Consider the following 19,945-nt stretch of genomic DNA (forward strand, 5'->3'; position numbering starts at 1 on the left):
ATCGGGTAACGAAAGCGGGTAACTTTAGACGATTCAGTTGCGATTAACGTTGTGGGGAGAGTGGTGACAGATGGCGTTTGAATCGATGGCTGATAAGCCGGTCGCGCGCGGCATGGCGATGGCCATGCAGGAAGGCGACTTTGCGTTTCCGTATCTCTTGCTGCGCGCCTATCGCACCTGCAATCTGACGGATACGGATGTGTTGCTGCTTTTGCATTTGTTGGCGTTTTACCGTAAGGAACACAATGATTTTCCCGCCCTGGACGAACTTTTGTCCCGGATGAGCGCCTCGCAGGAGCAGGTGGCCGATTCGCTGCGGAAGCTTATGAAAGACGGCTGGATTGCCATTGAGGAAGGAACGGACCCGCAAACCGGCATTCATTTTGAGCGGTATAACCTGGAACCGTTGTTTGCCAAACTCGCGGCTGTTGCCGCAAATGCGGCGGGAAACGGCGGCGAATCGCCGGAATTTGCGGAACAGGGCAAGCGCGGCAAGGCGAACAGTGCCGCGAAAACGGGCGGTGCCGAAACGGATATTTTCACAATATTCGAGCAGGAATTTGCGCGGCCGCTATCCCCGATGGAATGCGAGACGATCACCACGTGGCTTGACAAGGACCGTTACTCCAAAGAGCTGATTTGCTTTGCGTTAAAAGAAGCGGTTTTTTCCGGCAAACTGCATTTTCGCTATATCGACCGCATTTTATTGGAGTGGAGCCGCAATCGGGTAACATCGGTGGAGGAAGCGCGCGAACATGCGCGCAAATTCCGCGGTTCGCGCTAGGTAATAAAAGTGGCGCCAACTGTACATAATGGGGTTGTCGAAATTACAACCTCAGGAGGAAAGCAGTGTGCCTGACTGGATGGGAATAGCGCTTCGCACCTTACTGGCGGTAATCGTGTTATTTGCAATGACCAAACTGCTGGGAAAACGCCAAATATCGCAGCTTTCCCTGTTTGAGTATATAACCGGGATTACGATCGGCGATACGGCGGCGTATGTGGCGTTGGAAATGGGGACGGCCTGGTATTTGGGGCTTATTTCGTTATTCGTATGGGTCGCGGTTTCGCTCGGCATCGAATTTTTGCAGTTGAAAAGCAAAAAAGTCCGGGATTTTGTCGACGGCAAGGGAACCGTTTTAATCAAGGACGGCAAGCTGTTGGAGGACAATTTGAAAAAAGAGCGGCTTACGGTCGATGAATTGCTGGCATTGTTGCGCAAAAAGAGCGTGTTTAACACCGCCGATGTGGAATTTGCGGTGATGGAGCCGAGCGGTGAAGTAAACGTGTTGGTGACAAAAGAAAACAAACCGCTCACGCCAAAAGATTTGGGGATCAAAACAGGGCCCGAGCAGGAGACGCAAATGGTCATCGCCGACGGCGAGATTTTGGACGAGCCGCTTGCAACGATCGGCTTGAACCGCGAATGGTTGAAAACGGAACTGGACAAACTGGGCGTGGCTGTCGAAAATGTGTTTTTGGGCCAGGTGGACAGCTATGGCCAGTTATACGTCGATCTCTACGATGACAACATCAAAGTGCCTGCTCCCCAGCAAAAGGCGGCGCTCTTGGCCACTTTAAAAAAATGCGAAGCCGACCTGGAGATGTTCGGGCTGTCGGTTGACGATCTGCTTGTCAAGAAAATGTACGAATCTTGTTCGCAGAAGCTGCAGCAGGTCATTGCGGATGTGAAGCCGCTGTTGGTCCGATAGCTGTTGGTCCGATAGCTGTTGGTCCGGCAAGGGAAGATGTTGCGTTTGCTTATGATTGCAAGGCGTGTTTTTTGATTTCGTCGCCCAACTCCTGCGCGCGTTCCGCCGCGCGATGAATTGCCTTCACGATCGTCTCCGGCATTTCGTGCCGATTCATCACTTCCAAAGCGGCTTGCGTCGTGCCGCCGGGGGATGTTACTTTCGCGCGCAACGCCGCCGGCTGCTCGCCCGTTGATGCAACCATTTTTGCCGCGCCGAGCACCGTTTGGATTGTTAATCCGCGGGCGGTTTCCGCGGCCAGCCCCGCTTCTACGCCGGCGCGAATCATCGCTTCCATCAGAAGGTAAACATATGCGGGGCCGCTGCCGGAGACTCCGGTCACGATATCCAACAGAGGCTCTTCCACAACCGCCGAGACGCCGACAGATTCAAACAAGGCTAACGCGATCTCTTTGTTCGCTTCCGAAACCGCCGGCGAAAAAGCGACCCCCGTTGCGCCGAGCCCGATGGTGCTGGAGGTGTTGGGCATCGCCCGAACGATTTGCGCGCCGGTCAAGGTCAATTGCTCGATGACCGGAATTGCGAGGCCCGCCACGACGGATATGAGCAGATGCCTGGCGGACCAAAGTCCTTTATAGGCGGCCAGCGCCGCCGCGGCGTCTTTCGGTTTGACGGCCAAAACGATGACGTCGGATGCGCCCAGCGCTTGCCGCTTTTGTTCATCCGTCAAGGCCGCCGCCACGCCGTAGCGTTCCTGCAGGAGCGTAAGGCGGTCCGTGCCGCGGTTGATCAGCGTGATTCGCTCCGGCGCGGTTTTGCCTCCTTGCAAAAGGCCGCGCACCATCGCCTCGGCAATCGAACCGGCCCCGAGAAAGCAAATTTGTTTGGCGGAAAGAGCAATTGACATGCGGAAAACCTCCGGATAAAAATTTTCGTAAAATTCAAATGCGAATCTGCCCCTGCCCGGAAACCACGTATTTCGTCGAGGTTAACGCCGGCAGGCCCATCGGGCCGCGGGCATGCAGCTTTTGCGTGCTGATGCCGATTTCCGCGCCGAAACCGAATTCAAAGCCGTCTGTAAACCGCGTCGAGGCATTATGATAAACGGCGGCCGCGTCCACTTCGTTCAGAAACCGTTCGGCGTTGGCGGCATTCTCGGTCACGATGCATTCCGAATGCATGGTGCCGTATTTGCGAATATGGTTCAATGCTTCATCGAGATTTTCCACGGTTTTGACCGATAAAATATAGTCGTTATATTCAGTCGCCCAGTCTTCTTCCGTGGCGGCCTTCATGTCCGGCACGAGTTTTCGCGACTGTTCGTCGCCCCGTAATTCCACATGCTCGGACAAAAGCGCGTCCGCCAATTCGCGCAAATGCGCTTCGGCAAATTTGCGGTGTACGAGCAGCGTTTCCATGGCGTTGCAGACGGACGGACGTTGCACCTTTGCGTTCACGGCGATTTTTTTCGCCATCTCCGGCGCCGCCGTTTCGTCAATATAGGTATGGCATACGCCTGCGCCCGTTTCGATAACCGGGACGGTGGCATTGTTGACGACATTCTGGATGAGCGCAGCACCTCCGCGCGGAATCACGACGTCCAAAAGTCCGTTTAATTTCAGCATTTCATCGACCGATGAACGGTTCGGATCTTCGACAAGTTGCAAAGCTTCCGGCGGTATCGCGCTTGCGGAAAGGGCGTCCCGCAATATTTCCACAATTTTTTTGTTGGACGACAGCGCCGCGGAACCGCCGCGCAACACGACAGAGTTGCCGGTTTTCAGGCATAACGCCGCGGCATCGACGGTTACGTTGGGGCGCGCCTCGTACACCATCCCGATAACGCCGAGCGGCACGCGAATTTTGCGAATGCTTAAACCATTCGGCCGTTCGGTGCTTTCCAGCACTTCGCCGATCGGATCGGGCAGTGCGATAATTTCGCGCACGCCGTCCGCCATCGCCGCGATCCGCTTGCTGTTCAATTCCAAGCGGTCCAGGAGCGACTTGGATAGGCCGGTTTCCTTGCCGCGCCGCAAATCTTCCGCATTGGCGGCGATGATTTCTTTTTCCCGCGAGATTAATGCCTCCGCCATTAGGCCAAGCGCATGGTTTTTCTGTTCGGTCGTAAGCGCCGAAAGGCGCGGTGTGCATTGTTTGGCCAATGCGGCTTTTTCCCTTACTTCACTCATGTTTTTTCCTCCCACATAAAAATATTAATGATTGAACGCAAACCATTCGTCCCGGTGGATGACTTCCGCGGGGTGGGCGTCGACCCGCTTTTGCGCCTCTTTCAAGGACATGCCGGCTACCGCGCGGATTTGCCAGGATGCGTAATTGCTGACGCCGCGTCCGATCGTCTGCTTCTGCGCGTTTTGGACTTCAACGACATCGCCCGGATGAAACTCGCCGGTCACGGCGATCACGCCGGCCGGCAGCAGGCTTTTGCCGCCAAAGAGCAGCGCTTTTTCCGCGCCCTGGTCGATCTGGATCGTACCTTGCGGCTTCGACAAAAAACCGACCCATTGTTTTTTCATCGGGAGAGTTTCCGAATGAGTATGGAAATACGTTCCTTTTCCTTGGCCCTTAAGGGCACGCAATAAATCCCCGGGTTCGGCCGCTGTGCCTACGAACGCGGGGACGCCGCCGCGCATGGCAATCCGCGCCGCTTCGATCTTGGAACGCATGCCGCCGGTGCCGACAGCGCTGCCGGCGCCGCCCGCGATCCGCATAATCGCTTCGTTGATCTCGTCAACCTGTCCAATCCGGGTAGCATTGGCGTTTTTCCGCGGATCCGCGGAATACAGCCCGTCCGTATCGGTGACGATCAACAGGTGCTGCGCTTTGACCAGATTGGCGGTCAGGGCGCTTAACGTATCGTTGTCGCCGAATTTCAGTTCGTCGACGGAGATCGTGTCGTTTTCGTTGATGATCGGAACCGCCTTTTTTTGCAAGAGCACTTCGATTGTCATCAGGGCGTTCGTCGCCCGTTTGCGGTTGGAAAAATCCGACCGGGTAAGCAGAAGCTGCGCTACTGGCAGCCCGAAGCGGGAAAACGCCTCCTGGTACGCTTGCATCAGCAGCGCTTGCCCGACGGCTGCGGAAGCTTGCTTTGCCGCCAGAATTTTCGGGCGCTCTTTGTACCCGATCGACATATAACCGGCGGCAACGGCTCCAGAGGTCACAAGCAAAACCTGCGTTCCCTGCCTGATCAGTTCGGCGATCTCCGCGGCGAAATAATCCACCTGTTTCCGGTTGAGGCCGCCCTCCCGGGTTGTCAGCGAACTGCTGCCGATTTTGACGACGATGCGCTGCATAAAAATGCTCCTTTCAAAGCTTGCGGAGACTTGCAAATATGCAAAAAGACTCCCATCCGGTTAAGGACGAAAGCCTGGCTTCCGCGGTACCACCTTAATTGATGAAAAAATCATCCGCTCTTTTCCGGATAACAGCCGGATCCTGTCCAACTTGTCATTGGCCGTTCAGGGGCGGGTGCGGAAAGCATGCGCGGTAAATTTTCGCAGCCGGGAAATTTACTCTCTGAACGCCAGGGGCTTTCCGCCTTTTCCCTTCGTCACGTTTCTTTCTGTTTTGTAGTTTAAAGATAGCATGCGGGCTTATGTTTGTAAAGCGCGCATGGCGCGCGACCGGCTCCGACGCATCCCCTGCGCGTGACGCTGGCAATGGCGGGCAACTGGCTCCGGCGCGTCCCGCCCTCTGTGCGTGATGCCGGCAATGGCGGCGCGGTGGCGGATCATTAAGAAGCGGGCAGCGGGCATAGAAGTGTGCAACTTGGCAACCAGCTTGCATCCGGGCTCGAATTAAAATGTTAGAAATGGCTTTAAAGATCTGACTTTTACTGACCTATAGAAAAATATATATGAAAAATGGAATATAATTTTCTCAGAATTTGATTTTTTAATGAATATATATGAAAAATAGTATATATTTGATCGTGAATTTAAATTTTACACAAATATATATGAAAAATCACATTTATGAGCTGCAAACTGCGACTTTTATGAAAATGTATGTGAAAAAACATATTTATTGGCCGCAAAGCCCATTTGCCTGCCTTTAGGGACAACCCTGGATGGTTAAGGTTAAGGAGCTATTTTTGCCGAGTGTTCGCCGTGTCTTTACTTCAAGCAGAAAATGTATTACTTTTAAAAAGCAAGGTAACGGGCAAAATGTGAGGAAAAACAAATGGAAAAGCGACTTTCGCCGGGAATTAAGACCGTTCGGATAATCTTTTGTGTTTTGGCAATCTTGTTTGGCATTTGCGTCTTGATTCAGGTTTTTCTGGCAGGGCTCGCGATCTTCTACGGGCCGGATAATTGGTCCAGACATACATCATTTATCCATCTGTTCGAGTACTTGCCGATTCTAATGTTTATCCTTAGCTTTTTTGGGCGTATCAAAGGGGCGGCGCGTTGGCTAAGTTTTGGTCTGATCCTGTTAATCATGGTGCAATATGCAACGGTCAAGGGCTTGCCCGAAGTAGGATACTTGGCGGCACTGCACCCTGTCGTCGCTTTGCTGATATTTTGGGCGGCAATTGTGGTGATTCGGCGATCTTTACGGTTATTCTAGCGAGATGAAAATGGTCCTATTCATTGCAATCAAAGGAGTTGTTGCCAATGTCGATTCCCTTTTACCAAGTCGATGCGTTCACGGATCAGCCGTTTGCCGGCAATCCCGCGGGAGTTTGTCTATTGCCGGGGCCAAAGGGTGATGCGTGGATGCAAAATGTGGCGGCGGAAATGAATTTGCCGGAAACGGCGTTTCTGCTAAAGCAGGAGGACGGCTATTCCTTGCGTTGGTTCGCCCCGCAAAGCGAAGTTCCGTTGTGCGGCCATGCCACTTTGGCGAGCGCATATGTGTTATGGGCGACCGGACAACTTGCAGCATCCGTTGAAGCGAGGTTTCACACCAAGAGCGGCCTGTTGACCGCGGTGAAAAACGGCGATTGGATCGAGCTCAATTTCCCTGCTGAAAAGGCAACGCCGTGCGTTGCGCCGGTATTTTTGCCGGAAGCGCTGGGCTGCGATTTTGTCTATGTGGGCCGCAACCGCATGGATTATTTGGTGGAAGTGGCGTCGGAAGAAGAGCTAAAATCGCTTGCACCGGATATGAATTTGCTTATGAAAGTCGACACGCGCGGTGTCATCGTAACGTGCCGGGCGAAGACAAAGCCGTACGATTTCATGTCCCGCTTTTTTTGCCCGCTTCTGGGCGTGCCGGAAGATCCGGTCACCGGGTCGTCGCACTGTTGCCTTGCGCCGTATTGGCAACAAAAGTTGGGCAAAGACGAATTTGCCGCCTTCCAGGCTTCGCCCCGCGGCGGTGTACTGCGCGTGCGCGTTGAGTCTGGAGGCAGGGTGGCGATCAGCGGGCAGGCGGTCGTCGTGCTGAAAGCGGAACTTTTTTCTTGAGCGCGTTTTGTTTATAATAAAACGGGTAAATTGAATGATTCGTATGGGAAAGGAAGTTTCTATGATTATTCAACCTAAAATCAGGGGATTTATTTGTACGACTGCCCATCCGACCGGCTGCGCAGAGCATGTGCGGGAACAAATCGCATACGTGCAAGGGAAAAAGCCAATTGCCGGAGCAAAAAAAGCGCTCGTTATCGGCGCGTCGACAGGTTACGGATTGGCATCGCGGATTGCCGCCGCGTTCGGCTGCGGCGCGGATACGATCGGCGTGTTTTTTGAACGGCCCGCTTCCGGGGACAGAACCGCAACCGCGGGCTGGTACAACACAGTTGCTTTTACGGAAGCTGCCGCTGCGAAGGGGCTGTATGCCGGCAATATTAACGGAGACGCCTTTTCCGATGAGATCAAAGCGCAAACGATTCGTTTGATTAAAGAGAAATTCGGCAAAGTCGATCTGGTCGTATACAGTTTGGCGTCGCCGCGCAGGACGCATCCGCGAACCGGCGAGACATTTGCGTCGGTCATTAAGCCGATCGGCAAATCTTTCACCAGCAAAACGGTCAATACCGGGACCGGTGTCGTATCCGAAGTTACGGTAGAACCGGCGACCGACGATGAAATTCGCCAGACAGTCGCCATTATGGGCGGCGAAGATTGGGAAATGTGGCTGGACGCTTTAAGCGCCGCCGAAGTGTTGGCTGAAGGCGTTACCACCGTTGCTTATTCGTATATTGGCCCGGAAGTGACGCACGCGATTTATCGCGAAGGCACGATCGGGCGGGCGAAGGACCACCTGGAAAATACCGCGCAAGTTTTGCGCGAAAAGCTGAAACCATTGGGCGGCAGGGCATACGTGTCGGTCAACAAAGCGGTTGTAACGCAATCCAGTTCGGCTATTCCTGTTGTGCCTTTGTACATAGCCCTTTTATTTAAAGTCATGAAAAATAAAGGATTGCACGAAGGCTGCATCGAGCAGATGTATCGGCTGTTTGCCGATCGTCTCTACACGCAGACAGGCACGCCGACCGACGGGAAAGGACTTATCCGCATCGACGATTGGGAAATGACGAGCGAAGTGCAGCAGGAAGTCGCCAAACTGTGGGGAGAAGTAACCACCGATAATCTGGACAAGTTGTCCGATTATGCCGGTTACAAAGCCGATTTTCTGAAATTGTTCGGCTTTGGGTTGGATCATGTCGACTATTCCGCCGACGTGAGCCCCGAACTTCCACTCGCCCTGGCAAACGAGCAAGTCGGCTGAACGCGCAAAGCGGAGGGATGCTTCTTTTTTCCTGCATCCGCAGCGAAGTGATGCGAGAAGCAAAACGATACGAAACCGACCGTTCGATGACCGTTCGTTGAATGCTCATCGGACGGTTTTTTTATGCTTTGGATGTGTTCCTAAAAACAAATGTTTGTTTTATATTTATTTTCCATGCACCAGCTCTGTACTCATCGCCTTTAGGCGGCCAGCATCCAGAATGTGCTCTTTGTAAACGTTATACCCCACTGCGCAACGCTAAAACGAGGAGCGAACCACCTACCCGCGCAATGCAAAACGGTAGGATCGTCATCCCGCCCAACTCTAACGGACGCAGCAGAGGCTATTTTCCGAAAAAAGGCCGCTCAAAAAATTTAACGGACGTGACAGAGGCTATTCGCTGATTTTTTACCTGAATACCGCACAAAGTTCTAAAATAAGCGCACCCACGTCCGTTAAACTTTAAAACCGGGCGTAAAACCCAAAATAGCCTCTGTCACGTCCGTTAGATCCGAAAACTCCTTAATACGAAGTTGCATGTCGGCAAACCGACTGGGCTTCAAAGCGAAAATGCCGCAGTTCGCCGAACCGGTTGCGTTCCGTCAGCGGGCTAGAAAGGCCGCAAGCCGGCAAACCGTCCGCGGTTTTGCGGATGAGTTACGGCCGAGTTTTCGTTGGCGAGCTTTAGGTGGCTTAAAGCCACCGATTGCTTTTCCGCGAGACTCGAGCCTGAACAGGCGGCTTTCAGCCGCTGGCAAGAACTTGCCGGTTTTAGCCGGCAGTCGTTTAGTTGGATTTTGTCCAATCAAATTTTCCGATTTCACCCTTGCAAAAGGAATTAAGTGGATTTCATCCATCTAATTCAGGCGATTTCCAATAATTTTGTTGATTTCATGTAAAAATAGTTGGACAAAATCCAATTAAACATTCCATTACAAAATATTCCTCGATAATAGTTGGATAAAATCCAACTAAATTCCGGCGTAATCAATCCCCATCCGCTTATTCAAAACACTCCGAGTTTGCCGATCCGCTCGATTGCCTCGCGCAGCCTTTCTTCCGTCGTCAAGAGGCCGAGGCGAACATAGCCTTCGCCATTCGCGCCAAAGCCGCTGCCCGGCGCGACCACTACTTTTGCCTGCGAAATCAACAGTTCGGCGAACTCCGAAGATGTGTAGGGGCGCGGAACAGGCAGCCAGGCAAAAAACGATCCGGCCGACGGCTGCGCAGGCCAGCCGATGTCGCGCAAAGCCGCAAACAACGCGTCGCGGCGTTTTTCATAAACGGCGCACAGCTCGCGCACGCAATCCTGCGGTCCGTTCAAAGCTGCCGCCGCCGCTTCCTGTATCCCGCCGAACAGACTGCAATAGTAGTGGTCCTGCAAAAGGTTGAGCATGCCGACGATTTGCGCGTTGCCCACGGCGAATCCAACCCGCCATCCCGCCATATTGAAAGTTTTCGAAAGCGTATAAAATTCAACGCCGACTTCTTTGGCGCAAGGCGTTTGCAAAAAGCTGGGCGGTTTGACTCCGTCAAAGCCAAGCGCCCCATAGGCAAAATCGCTGGCTACAACGATGTGGTGCTTTTCCGCAAAGCGGACCGTTTCCGCATAAAATGACGGTGTTGCCGTCGCGGCAGTCGGATTGTTCGGATAATTGATGAACATGAGCTTGGCGGTATTCGCTTCTTTTTCCGGAATAGCGGAAAAATCGGGCAAAAAACCGTTGCCCGCGGAAAGCGGCATCGTCACCATCCGCGCGCCCGCAAGCGCAATGCCCGACCAATAGTCGGGATAACCCGGATCCGGGACCAAACAAACATCGCCGTTATTCAACAAGCATTGGCTGATTTCCACCAGTCCGGTTTTGGCGCCGAATAATACGGCGATTTCCCGTTCGGGGTCCAGTTTAACGCCGTAATCCTCTTGATAGCGTTTGGCAACCGCTTGTTTCAGAAAAAGGTAGCCGTCAAACGGCGGATAGCGGTGATAAAGCGGATTTCCCGCCGCTTCCCGCAGTGCTTGTACAATATGGTCGGGGGTCGGCAAATCCGGATTACCCTGGCCGAGATTGATGACATCATGTCCCTCAGCGATTTCCGCTTGGGCGCGTTTGACGAGATTGGCAAAAAATTGTTTGGGCAACCGTTGCAGCCTGTCGGCGCTCTTCATCTCAAATGCGCCCCACGGCCGATTTGTTTCATTCATGAGCCGATCACTCCGTTTTCCGATTAAACAATCCTAATTTACCACGATTGTTAGCGGCTGTATATAAATCAGCGCGAACATGTGCTAATCTTATGGTGAAGGGCTTTTCAGTTCGGCGCTTGAAAGAGGCGGTTTTGTGAAAATCATGGTGACAGGCGCAACCGGCTTTATCGCCGGACATCTGCTGCGTCTCCTGCATGCACGCGGACACCAAACCGTTTGCGTTTCCAGATTTCCGCATGCGGGCGCGGGTTTATCCGGGGAATGGACCACATGGGATGATCTTGCCCAAAATCCGGCAAAGTTTGCGGGCATTGACGCAATCGTCAATTTGGCCGGCGCGACGATTAACAAACGCTGGACGAAGCGGGCGAAAAAGCGCATTTACTCGTCAAGAATAGAAGCAACGAAGCGGATCGCCGAACTGGTCGACCGGATTAAAGACAAGCCGAAAGTAGTAATAAACGGTTCGGGTGCGGGGATATACGGCACATCGGAGACAAAAATTTTTACCGAGCAAAGCGAGGGCCAAGACAGCGACTTTTTAGGTTCCGTAGTCCGGAATTGGGAAGCCGCTGCCGATCAAATTGCGGGCACCCGAGTTGTCAAACTGCGGCCGGGCGTAGTGTTGGGCAGCGACGGCGGGGCGTTTCCGCTCATGGTTTTGCCTTACCGATTATTCGCGGGCGGGCGGATCGGAAGCGGGAAGCAATGGCTGCCGTGGATCCACATCGACGATATGGCGGAATCGATCCTTTTCTGCATCGAATGCGAGGAAATATCCGGCCCGGTGAACTGCGCAGCGCCTCACCATGTGACAAACGACGAATTCGGGCGAATGCTTGGCGACATATTGCGCCGCCCGCATTGGCTTCCCGTTCCCGCATTTCTAATGCGTTTGGCGTTGGGGGAAATGTCCATGTTGTTGTTGCAGGGCCAGAGGGTTGCGCCGCAGAAATTGCTCGCGCACGGTTTTCGCTTCAACTTTCCCGAACTGAATCCGGCGTTGCAGAATTTGCTAATGAAACGAAGGGATATACCATGACCGAAAAACTACGCGTCGCACTGATCCAGATGCATGTGCAGGCAGGCGAGCCGGAAGCCAATTTTGCCGCCGTAACCAGGCGTTTGCAGCAAGTCGCCGCATCCGAGCCGAAGCCGGATTTGATCATCTTGCCGGAGATGTGGAATACCGGTTATGCCTTGCCAACCATAACGGAAACTGCGGACGAAAACGGTTCGCGGACGAAAGACTTTTTCTCCGCATTCAGCAGCACGCAGCAAATCAACGTGATCGCCGGGTCCGTTTCGGTTAAAACGAAACAAGGCGTAAAAAATGTCGCTTACGCATTTGACCGCAACGGCAAGCTCGTTGCCGAATACGCCAAACTCCACTTATTTCGTTTAATGGATGAGGAAAAGTATCTGATCGGCGGGAACAAAAGCGAATTGGCGCAATTTGACGGTGTTTTGGCTGGTCTTATGATTTGCTACGATCTTCGCTTCCCCGAATTGGCGCGCAAATACGCGCTCGCGGGCGCGAACATCCTGTTTGTTCCGGCTGAGTGGCCGCATCCCAGACTGCATCATTGGCGTACGCTGTTGCAGGCGCGCGCGATTGAAAACCAGCTGTTCGTGGTGGCTTGCAACCGCGTCGGCATAAGCGGCGGGACGCACTTTTTCGGCCACTCGATGGTGGTTGATCCATGGGGAGAAATCGTTGCCGAAGGCGCGGAAGACGAAGCGGACATTTTTGCCGAACTTGATCTGACATTGGTCAACCGGGTGCGCAAGCAAATACCGATCATTCCGGACCGCCGGCCGGAAGTTTACTGAAGCTTACTGATGGCGGCATCAGCTGTTTTTCCTTACCACGTCCAGTAAAGTGGCGATAAACGCGTCCGCCGCCTTGGACAAGTATCTTCCTTTGCGGTAAGCGATCACCAATGTGCGGGTTGGGCGCGGCTTGGCTAACGGCAAATATACCGGAACGAATTCGCTGGTCTTTACCCGCGTAACCATCACCGGCACGAAGGCAATTCCCATGCCCGCCGCCACCAGCGATTGGACGGTTTCGATATTGCTGCTTTCAAACATGATGTTGGGCGTAAATCCGGCGCTGCGGCACAAATCGAAGGTAAGTTGGCGGAATCCTTGGCCTTTTTTCAATACGACAAACGGTTCGTCCCGCAATTCGGACAATTCCACGCATTGGTCTTGCAATGAAGCTCTTGTGGCAAAGCGATGCGCGGGAGGAACGGCGAGACGGATTTCTTCTTCCACCAGCGTTTGGTATTCCAGCATTTGTTCGCCGAGCGGCAGCGCCAAAAGCGAAATATCCGTCTGTCCGCCGGTCGTATGCTCAATCAGTTTATCCGTCGTATCTTCGATCAGTGTAATGTCCACTTGCGGATATTTTGCTTTGTAAACTGGCAGCACCTTGGGCAGAATGTGCGAGCCGGTGATGGGCAGCGAACCGACAATCAGTTTGCCTTTGCGCATTTGCGATATGTCGTCCATCTCCTGCTTCAACTGCTCGACGGAGTCGATGATCTTGCGCGCGTTCTCGACGAACGCCTGCCCCGCGTAAGTCAATTCCACCGAATTGGTGCTGCGCTGGAACAGGATCACCCCCAGCTCTTTTTCCAATTTGGACAGCTGCTGGCTCAGCGACGGCTGGGCGATATGCAGTTTTTCCGCGGCCCGCGAAAAGTTCAACTCTTCGGAAATTTTGATGACGTACTGCAATTGGCGCAGTTCCATACACAGTCCTCTTTTTCTTATAGTTTCAACCTATTAAGTCTATAGATATTATATCTTAGAACAATGAAGATGGAAATGCTATTATAGTTGGTAAGTAAAATTGAGGTGAGAAGCTATGGCGAAAAAGACTTTATACGAAAAAATTTGGGAACAGCACGTTATTCACGAGGAAGAAGGCAAGCCCAGCGTCATTTACATCGATTTGCATCTCGTTCACGAAGTGACTTCCCCGCAAGCGTTCGAGGGGTTGCGGCTGAACGGCCGCAAAGTGCGCCGGCCTGATCTGACGTTTGCGACTATGGATCACAACGTGCCTACGACGCAAAAAGACCGCTTCAATATCAAAGATCCGATTTCCCGGCAGCAAGTGAAAACATTGGCGGAAAATTGCCGGGAATTCGGCGTCAAACTGTACGATCTGAACTCGGAAGATCAAGGGATCGTGCATGTCATGGGGCCGGAATTGGGGCTTACGTATCCCGGTAAAACGATTGTTTGCGGCGACAGCCACACATCGACCCACGGCGCATTTGGCGCGCTCGCGTTCGGCATCGGCACGAGCGAGGTGGAACACGTGCTGGCGACCCAATGCCTGCAACAGGCGAAATCGAAAACGATGGAAGTTCGCGTAAACGGCAAACTTCGCCCCGGCATCCGCGCCAAAGACTTGATCCTGGGCATTATCGGCAAATTCGGAACGGCGTTTGCCACCGGTTATGTCATTGAATATACGGGGCAAGCGATTCGCGACCTGTCGATGGAAGGCCGGATGACGGTTTGCAATATGTCGATCGAAGCCGGCGCCAGAGCCGGGTTGATCGCCCCCGACGAGAAAACGTTCGCCTATTTACGCGGGCGCCAGTTTGCCCCGAAAGGCGCGGACTTTGACCGTGCTGTGGAAGAATGGAAAAAGCTCGTTACCGACGAAGGCGCCGAATATGATGCGGTCGTCGAATTTAACGCGGACGAATTGGTGCCGCAGGTGACCTGGGGAACAAGCCCGGGCATGGGCGCGGATATTTTGTCCAGCGTTCCCGATCCGGAAAGCTTCGCGACGGAAGGGGAGCGCCGCGCGGCAAGAAGAGCGCTCGAATATATGGGGTTAAAGCCGGGCACGAAAATGAAGGACATTCAGCTTGACCGTATTTTTATCGGTTCGTGCACCAACGCGCGCATTGAAGATTTGCGCGCCGCGGCGCAAATTGTTAGAGGCTATCATGTAGCGCCGACAATAAAAGAAGCGATTGTCGTGCCGGGTTCCGGGCGCGTGAAAGCGCAAGCGGAAAAAGAAGGACTGGACAAGATTTTTATCGCTGCCGGATTTGAATGGCGCGAAGCCGGATGCAGCATGTGCCTGGCCATGAATCCCGACTTCTTGTTGCCGGGAGAGCGCTGCGCCTCGACATCGAACCGCAATTTTGAAGGGCGTCAGGGGCGCGGCGGCAGAACGCATCTTTGTTCGCCGGAAATGGCCGCGGCAGCGGCCATCAAAGGACATTTTGTCGACGTTCGCGAATGGGAAATTAAAGAACCGGCTTCGGTTTAACCGCACAACTGGCGGAAAGGAGACGATCAACAATGGAAAAATTTACGAAACATACGGGCATTGTGGCGCCTTTGGACAGAGTGAACGTGGACACCGACGCCATTATACCGAAACAATTTTTAAAACGCATTGAACGGACGGGATTCGGCCAATTTTTGTTCTATGAATGGCGTTTTACCGAAAATGGCGAGCCCATTACCGATTTTGTGCTGAATCAACCCCGTTACCAAGGCGCATCTGTGCTGCTGGCCGGCGAGAATTTCGGCTGCGGTTCCTCGCGCGAGCATGCACCGTGGGCTATTCTCGACTATGGATTTCGCGTTATCATCGCGCCTTCGTTCGCCGATATTTTTTACAACAACTGCTTTAAAAACGGAATATTGCCAATTCGCATGAGCCAGGAAAAAGTGAGCGAACTGTTTCAGCGCACTGCCCAGCATGAAGGCTATAAACTTAACGTTGACCTCGAGCAAAAAGTCATTACCGACGAGTTCGGTTTGCGCATGGAATTCAACATTTTGGAACATCGCCGGCAATTTTTGCTGCTTGGTATGGACGACATCGGCTTGACGCTGCAGCATGAGGCGAAAATCGCCGCATACGAGAAAGAGCACCAAAGCAGGCTGGCTTACCCGACCGCCTGAGACAAATGGTTATCCGTACAATATCGTTTGCGAAAACCGGAGCGGTTTGCGTAACGCGCTGCTCCGGTTTGTTTTTGTCTATTTTGATGCGGCAAAAATTAGCGGATTTCGCAACTTTAAAGATTTTCCGTCGTCTAAATCTATGTCGAGAGCATGTCGATTCATTGCCTTTATTGTCACCCTTGCGGCGTATTTGCTAGAATGATAGTGTTGCGCCGATCGATCGTTTGCGAGGTGAATCATGAAACGGATTTTGCTGATATTGGTCATATTGGTTATGTCTCCTTTTGTTACCGCATTAGTCAGCGCGGAAAATTCCGTGAATGTTTACATTAACGGAAGCAAATGGCAGGGGGCGGACTCGGCCATTCTGTTTCACTCCGCTGTTTTTCTTCCGATCAGTGTGATCAATAACGGCCTGGGCATCCAAACCAAATGGAACGGGCAAGATCAAAACATCGTGATGCGGATGGGGACCGATCGGATGGTGCAAACCATCGGCAAATCGACAGCCGCGGTAGACGGGAAAAACGTGGAACTGGCGGAGGCCCCAAGGATGTTCAACAATCAGCCGTACGTGGCGGCGCGGTCTTTAACCGGCGCATTCCGCGTAAAAACCACTTGGGATGGCCTGAAGAATGCGCTTTATCTGTTTAAAAACGACCGTGGCATTTCCACGCAAACCGCCTCGAAAGACGAAAACGCGGCAGAAAATGAATCGCAAGCGGCGGAAGAAAAAATATCCCGGCAAACGGAGGCGGATTCCGAACCGGATCGTTCCATTTTAAGCGAAAACCGGCAAAATGAAACCGACTTAACGTTTGACGATGTGATTAATACGAGCGGCAAAACGGTGGTGAAAGCGATCAGTTCCGATCAAAACGGCATTGTGATTCGCATGGACGGCGCGGTAACCCCGGACATCTTTACATTGCCTGATCCGTACCGAATCGTTGTCGATTTGCGGAACGCGGAACTCGACCGGTCGCTCTTGAGCGACTCTGCCGCGCAAAACGGCGAAGTTGCGGCAAACCATCCGTACGTGGAAAATATCCGCTACGCCTTGTTCGATAATGCGCCGGTCACCGTGCGCGTCGTCATCGATTTGAACAGAAACGTTAACTACAAGTTGGTTCAGGATGAGGCGGATCATCAAATTGTGATTTCAATTCCCACCAAAGTGTACAAGGTTGTCGTTGACGCCGGCCATGGCGGCACGGATCCGGGTTCCACCGGCTACAGCAAAAAAGATGAGAAATGGTTTACGCTGGCGCTGGCAAAGAAATTAGCTGCCATTCTCGGTAATGATTCATCAATTGAGCCGATTTTGACGCGATCCGACGATTCGACCGTGTCGCTGGATGAACGCGTTGCAATTGCCAACAAAGAGAATGCGGATTTGTTTGTGTCCATCCACGGCAATATCTACGAAAATTCGCAAAGCATCCGCGGAACGGAAACCTATTATGCGCGTGATGAAAGTATTCCCTTGGCTGAAGAACTGCATAAGCGGGTGTTAAGCGCAACCGGTTTTCCTGACAGACATGTCCGAAAGGAAAATTACCGCGTGATTAAAAATACCAAAATGCCTGCGGTGTTGCTGGAAATCGGCTATCTGTCCAACCCGACGGATGAAAAAAATATGCTGAATGAAAGTTTTCAGGAAAAACTGGCAGGAGAAATCGCCTCGGGTATCCAATCATATCTGAAGCAAATGGGAGAGGAGAATTAATATGTTAAAAGGATTGCGGAAATTGAGCCAACGAACATTGGCGGTCGTTCTGGCTTTGCTTTTGGCGGCAAGCGGATCCGTCATGGCGGAAAACGCCGCAACCGGGGAAAGCGGCGGATCGGGCCCTGCCGTGATCGCCTCTTTCGCCGACGTTAATCCCGGGCATTGGGCCGAAAAATTTATTTCCAAGTTGGCGCTTTTGGATGTTGTGAGCGGCGATACCAGCGGCAATTACAACCCAAGCAGCGATGTCACAAAAGAAGAAGTTGCCATTATGGCCGTTCGGCTTCTGGGTCTGCAGGATGAGATCGATACCGCGGGCGATTATGCGCTAAAGTTGATCATTTCGCCATGGGCCAAACCTTATGTGGTAAAAGCGATAGACGAACATTGGATCGATTTGCAAGAAGAAATGGACGGGTACGACCCGCTTACTTCCTGGGGCAAATCCAAAGCGTCGCGCGAATGGGTTGCCAAACTGGTCGTGCGTGCGCTTGGCAAGGAAGCGGATGCGCGCGCGCTGGGACTTATGACGACATCATTTACCGACGATAGCGATATTTCCGCGAATGCGCGCGGCTACATAAACGAAGCGGTCAACTTGGGGATTATTAAAGGCAAAGACGACGGCAACGGAGGAATGGCCTTTGCCCCCAAAGGCAATATTACCCGGGCGGAAATAGCAGTCATGTTCGGCATGGCGGAAGAACTGCTTGCGCAGCGTTCGGAGCGGATTGTAAACGGTACGCTTATGGAACTCGGCAGCCAATCCGTTACGTTATTGACTGCGGACGGCACGACAAAAACATATTCGCTCTCGCCGGAAGTCAAATTTTTCTCCGGCAAAACCAACAAACGCGTCAATTCCTGGGAAATCGGCAGCAATGAACAAGTCTCCGTCATCCAGATTGATGACATGGCTTATTACGTCGAGTCTACCGGCAATCAAGCCGCTTATGAAGATATTACCGGTCAGGTTGTCAGCACAGACGGCGGCCTGCTGAAATTGACTGTGGACGGACAAGACAAAATTTACACGTTGTCAAACGCAACGCTGATCGTCGATCGAAACGGCTCGGGAATGAACTTGTCCGATTTGCTTGCGGGCATGACGGTCACAATCAGCAAAATGCCCGGAGATGCCAGCAACCCGGTCGTGAAAATCACCGTCCAGGATGACGCGCCGGTGGTGGCGACTGTTACCGGAACGATTCAGGCTATCGATTTGAACGACAGCAAGATAGAAGTGAAGGACGCTTCGACAGGAGCGGTGAATTGGTATGCGCTGCCTACCGGCTTGCCGATTGCCTATCACGACAGCGCGATCACAATCGGCGATTTGCATATCGGCGATCAAGTTACTGTGCAAACGACGGACGGCGCCGTAACGTCTTTTTCGGTGGACAACTCCAGTGTTTTGATCTATGAGGGCAAAATAAACAGCGTTGACGCAGACGGCAAGACAATCATGCTGAATTTGGGCAATAATGAGTTAAAAGGATTTTTTACTATCGATGATGTGAAAGTTGTAATCGACGGACTGACGAACGCGTCTTTACTCGATATTCAGAAAGACGACGAAGTAACCGTGGAAGTGGACGGCAACAATATGGCCCGAAAAATCACGGTGAAAAACCGGGAAGTCGAAGTCGCGCGGAATGCCGTAATCGTTTTGCCCTATAAAGCGGATTTTGGCCAAACCATTCTGGCGATTGGAAAAGAATTGCAAACGTTTAACGTTACCGACCGCACATTGCTTGAATATAACGGCATGCGGGTTGATTTGAAAGATTTTGCAACGTATTTTCCGGTGGATAAAAAAGTTGATATTACGTACTCCGGAGATCAGCTGATTTCACTGCGAGTTACAAACTTTTACGACGGCGTGCTTGAAGAAATCAATACCTTGCAAAAAACTATCAAATTGGCATCGGAAAATTACGGCGATATAACGTTAAACTACAACTTTTTGGCGATCAATGTGTTTGGCAAAACAAGCGGCAGCTTTAGCGATCTCAAAACAGGCGCTCAAATCCGCGTATTCCTTGATCAAGATCAGGGAAATGTGATCGGCGTCTATCTGAAACAGGACCGCTTTTTCAAAGTAACAGGCAAATACACCAACAATTCGAAACTGTATGCGGAAGACCCTGCGGGCACGAGTTATTTGCTTTCGGTTAGTCCAACCGCCACCATTTCCTCTGCGGACGGCGCGTTAACCTATAACGATCTGGCTGCGGGTCAAATCATTGTGGCGGGCTTCGTTGGCAATACGGCGGAGTCGATCTATGTGACAAAAACTACAATAGGCAAAGTTACGGCAGTTGATCCGGCAAATAATCAATTAACAATAAACGGTTACGATGGACTGTCAAAGACTGTTACGATGCAAAAACCACCTGTGGTCGTTAGCGGAAATACCCAGTCCAGCGGACTGGCTCTCGTGGCAGTTAATGACCGCATTCAGCTTTCGGAAGGGCGCAACGGGCAAACGCTCGTGCAAAAAATACCGGGCGTATCCAAAAAGTTTTTCCGATATGAGGCGCAATCCAACACGATTCAATTCCTGCATTCTTATGTAAATGAAACGTATATTTACGATCTCAGCACTAATGTATATGTGCACCAGGGCGATCAGAATATTTT

16 protein-coding genes are annotated in these 19,945 nt (G+C 52.2%); 11 read left to right on the top strand and 5 right to left on the bottom strand.

Translation table 11 applies throughout. The features are described 5' to 3' along the window. Window positions 1–70: 70 nt before the first annotated feature. Both VF260_07740 and VF260_07745 read left to right on the top strand, forming a co-directional pair. Window positions 71–784 carry a DnaD domain protein gene (locus tag VF260_07740; protein HEX7057070.1) on the top strand — a complete coding sequence of 238 codons (714 nt, stop codon included), beginning with the start codon at window positions 71–73 and terminating at the stop codon, window positions 782–784. A 67-nt stretch (window positions 785–851) separates the two neighbouring features. Further along, window positions 852–1,712, top strand: coding sequence for a DUF421 domain-containing protein (locus VF260_07745; protein ID HEX7057071.1), 861 nt, complete (start codon window positions 852–854; stop codon window positions 1,710–1,712). A 49-nt stretch (window positions 1,713–1,761) separates the two neighbouring features. On the opposite strand, the gene proC is transcribed toward VF260_07745, so the two are convergent. The 3 genes from proC to proB are packed head-to-tail and all read right to left on the bottom strand — an operon-like array spanning window position 1,762 to window position 5,026. After that, window positions 1,762–2,619 (bottom strand): pyrroline-5-carboxylate reductase, encoded by an 858-nt coding sequence (gene proC / locus VF260_07750; GenBank protein HEX7057072.1) that lies wholly within the window; start codon window positions 2,617–2,619, stop codon window positions 1,762–1,764. 34 nt (window positions 2,620–2,653) lie between these two features. Beyond that, a complete protein-coding gene (locus tag VF260_07755) occupies window positions 2,654–3,901 on the bottom strand; it encodes a glutamate-5-semialdehyde dehydrogenase (protein ID HEX7057073.1) in 1,248 nt (415 codons plus the stop codon). A gap of 24 nt (window positions 3,902–3,925) precedes the next feature. Beyond that, a complete protein-coding gene (gene proB, locus VF260_07760; GenBank protein ID HEX7057074.1) occupies window positions 3,926–5,026 on the bottom strand; it encodes a glutamate 5-kinase in 1,101 nt (366 codons plus the stop codon). Between the two features lie 889 nt (window positions 5,027–5,915). Here proB and VF260_07765 point away from each other — a divergent pair. The 3 genes from VF260_07765 to fabV all read left to right on the top strand — a co-directional run bounded on the left by VF260_07765 (window position 5,916) and on the right by fabV (window position 8,408). Next, window positions 5,916–6,302: a DUF6220 domain-containing protein gene (locus VF260_07765; protein ID HEX7057075.1), complete on the top strand. Its 387-nt coding sequence runs from the start codon at window positions 5,916–5,918 to the stop codon at window positions 6,300–6,302. A gap of 47 nt (window positions 6,303–6,349) precedes the next feature. Further along, the gene (locus VF260_07770; GenBank protein HEX7057076.1) at window positions 6,350–7,144 is read left to right on the top strand and encodes a PhzF family phenazine biosynthesis protein; all 795 of its coding nucleotides are present in this window, start codon (window positions 6,350–6,352) and stop codon (window positions 7,142–7,144) included. A gap of 61 nt (window positions 7,145–7,205) precedes the next feature. Further along, window positions 7,206–8,408: an enoyl-ACP reductase FabV gene (gene fabV, locus VF260_07775; GenBank protein HEX7057077.1), complete on the top strand. Its 1,203-nt coding sequence runs from the start codon at window positions 7,206–7,208 to the stop codon at window positions 8,406–8,408. Window positions 8,409–9,414: 1,006 nt separating this feature from the next. Here fabV and VF260_07780 read toward each other — a convergent pair. Next, window positions 9,415–10,614 carry a pyridoxal phosphate-dependent aminotransferase gene (locus VF260_07780; protein HEX7057078.1) on the bottom strand — a complete coding sequence of 400 codons (1,200 nt, stop codon included), beginning with the start codon at window positions 10,612–10,614 and terminating at the stop codon, window positions 9,415–9,417. Window positions 10,615–10,759: 145 nt separating this feature from the next. On the opposite strand from VF260_07780, the gene VF260_07785 reads away from it, so the two are divergent. Both VF260_07785 and VF260_07790 read left to right on the top strand, forming a co-directional pair. After that, window positions 10,760–11,659 (top strand): TIGR01777 family oxidoreductase, encoded by a 900-nt coding sequence (locus VF260_07785; protein ID HEX7057079.1) that lies wholly within the window; start codon window positions 10,760–10,762, stop codon window positions 11,657–11,659. Further along, window positions 11,656–12,450, top strand: a complete 795-nt coding sequence (locus VF260_07790) for a carbon-nitrogen family hydrolase (GenBank protein HEX7057080.1) — start codon at window positions 11,656–11,658, stop codon at window positions 12,448–12,450. The genes VF260_07785 and VF260_07790 overlap by 4 nt, the downstream gene beginning before the upstream one ends. 18 nt (window positions 12,451–12,468) lie before the next feature. On the opposite strand, the gene VF260_07795 is transcribed toward VF260_07790, so the two are convergent. Continuing rightward, window positions 12,469–13,377 carry a LysR family transcriptional regulator gene (locus VF260_07795; GenBank protein ID HEX7057081.1) on the bottom strand — a complete coding sequence of 303 codons (909 nt, stop codon included), beginning with the start codon at window positions 13,375–13,377 and terminating at the stop codon, window positions 12,469–12,471. Between the two features lie 115 nt (window positions 13,378–13,492). Here VF260_07795 and leuC point away from each other — a divergent pair, with 115 nt between their 5' ends. From leuC to VF260_07815, 4 genes are all read left to right on the top strand, one after another. Then, window positions 13,493–14,923 carry a 3-isopropylmalate dehydratase large subunit gene (gene leuC, locus VF260_07800; GenBank protein HEX7057082.1) on the top strand — a complete coding sequence of 477 codons (1,431 nt, stop codon included), beginning with the start codon at window positions 13,493–13,495 and terminating at the stop codon, window positions 14,921–14,923. A 32-nt stretch (window positions 14,924–14,955) separates the two neighbouring features. Further along, window positions 14,956–15,567 carry a 3-isopropylmalate dehydratase small subunit gene (leuD, locus tag VF260_07805; GenBank protein HEX7057083.1) on the top strand — a complete coding sequence of 204 codons (612 nt, stop codon included), beginning with the start codon at window positions 14,956–14,958 and terminating at the stop codon, window positions 15,565–15,567. Window positions 15,568–15,808: 241 nt separating this feature from the next. Continuing rightward, a complete protein-coding gene (locus VF260_07810; protein ID HEX7057084.1) occupies window positions 15,809–17,299 on the top strand; it encodes an N-acetylmuramoyl-L-alanine amidase family protein in 1,491 nt (496 codons plus the stop codon). 1 nt (window position 17,300) lies between these two features. After that, the coding region (locus tag VF260_07815; GenBank protein HEX7057085.1) for an S-layer homology domain-containing protein at window positions 17,301–19,945 on the top strand (2,645 nt) is incomplete at its 3' end.

The organism is Bacilli bacterium (assembly GCA_036381315.1).
Taxonomy (GTDB): Bacteria; Bacillota; Bacilli; order Paenibacillales; family KCTC-25726; genus DASVDB01.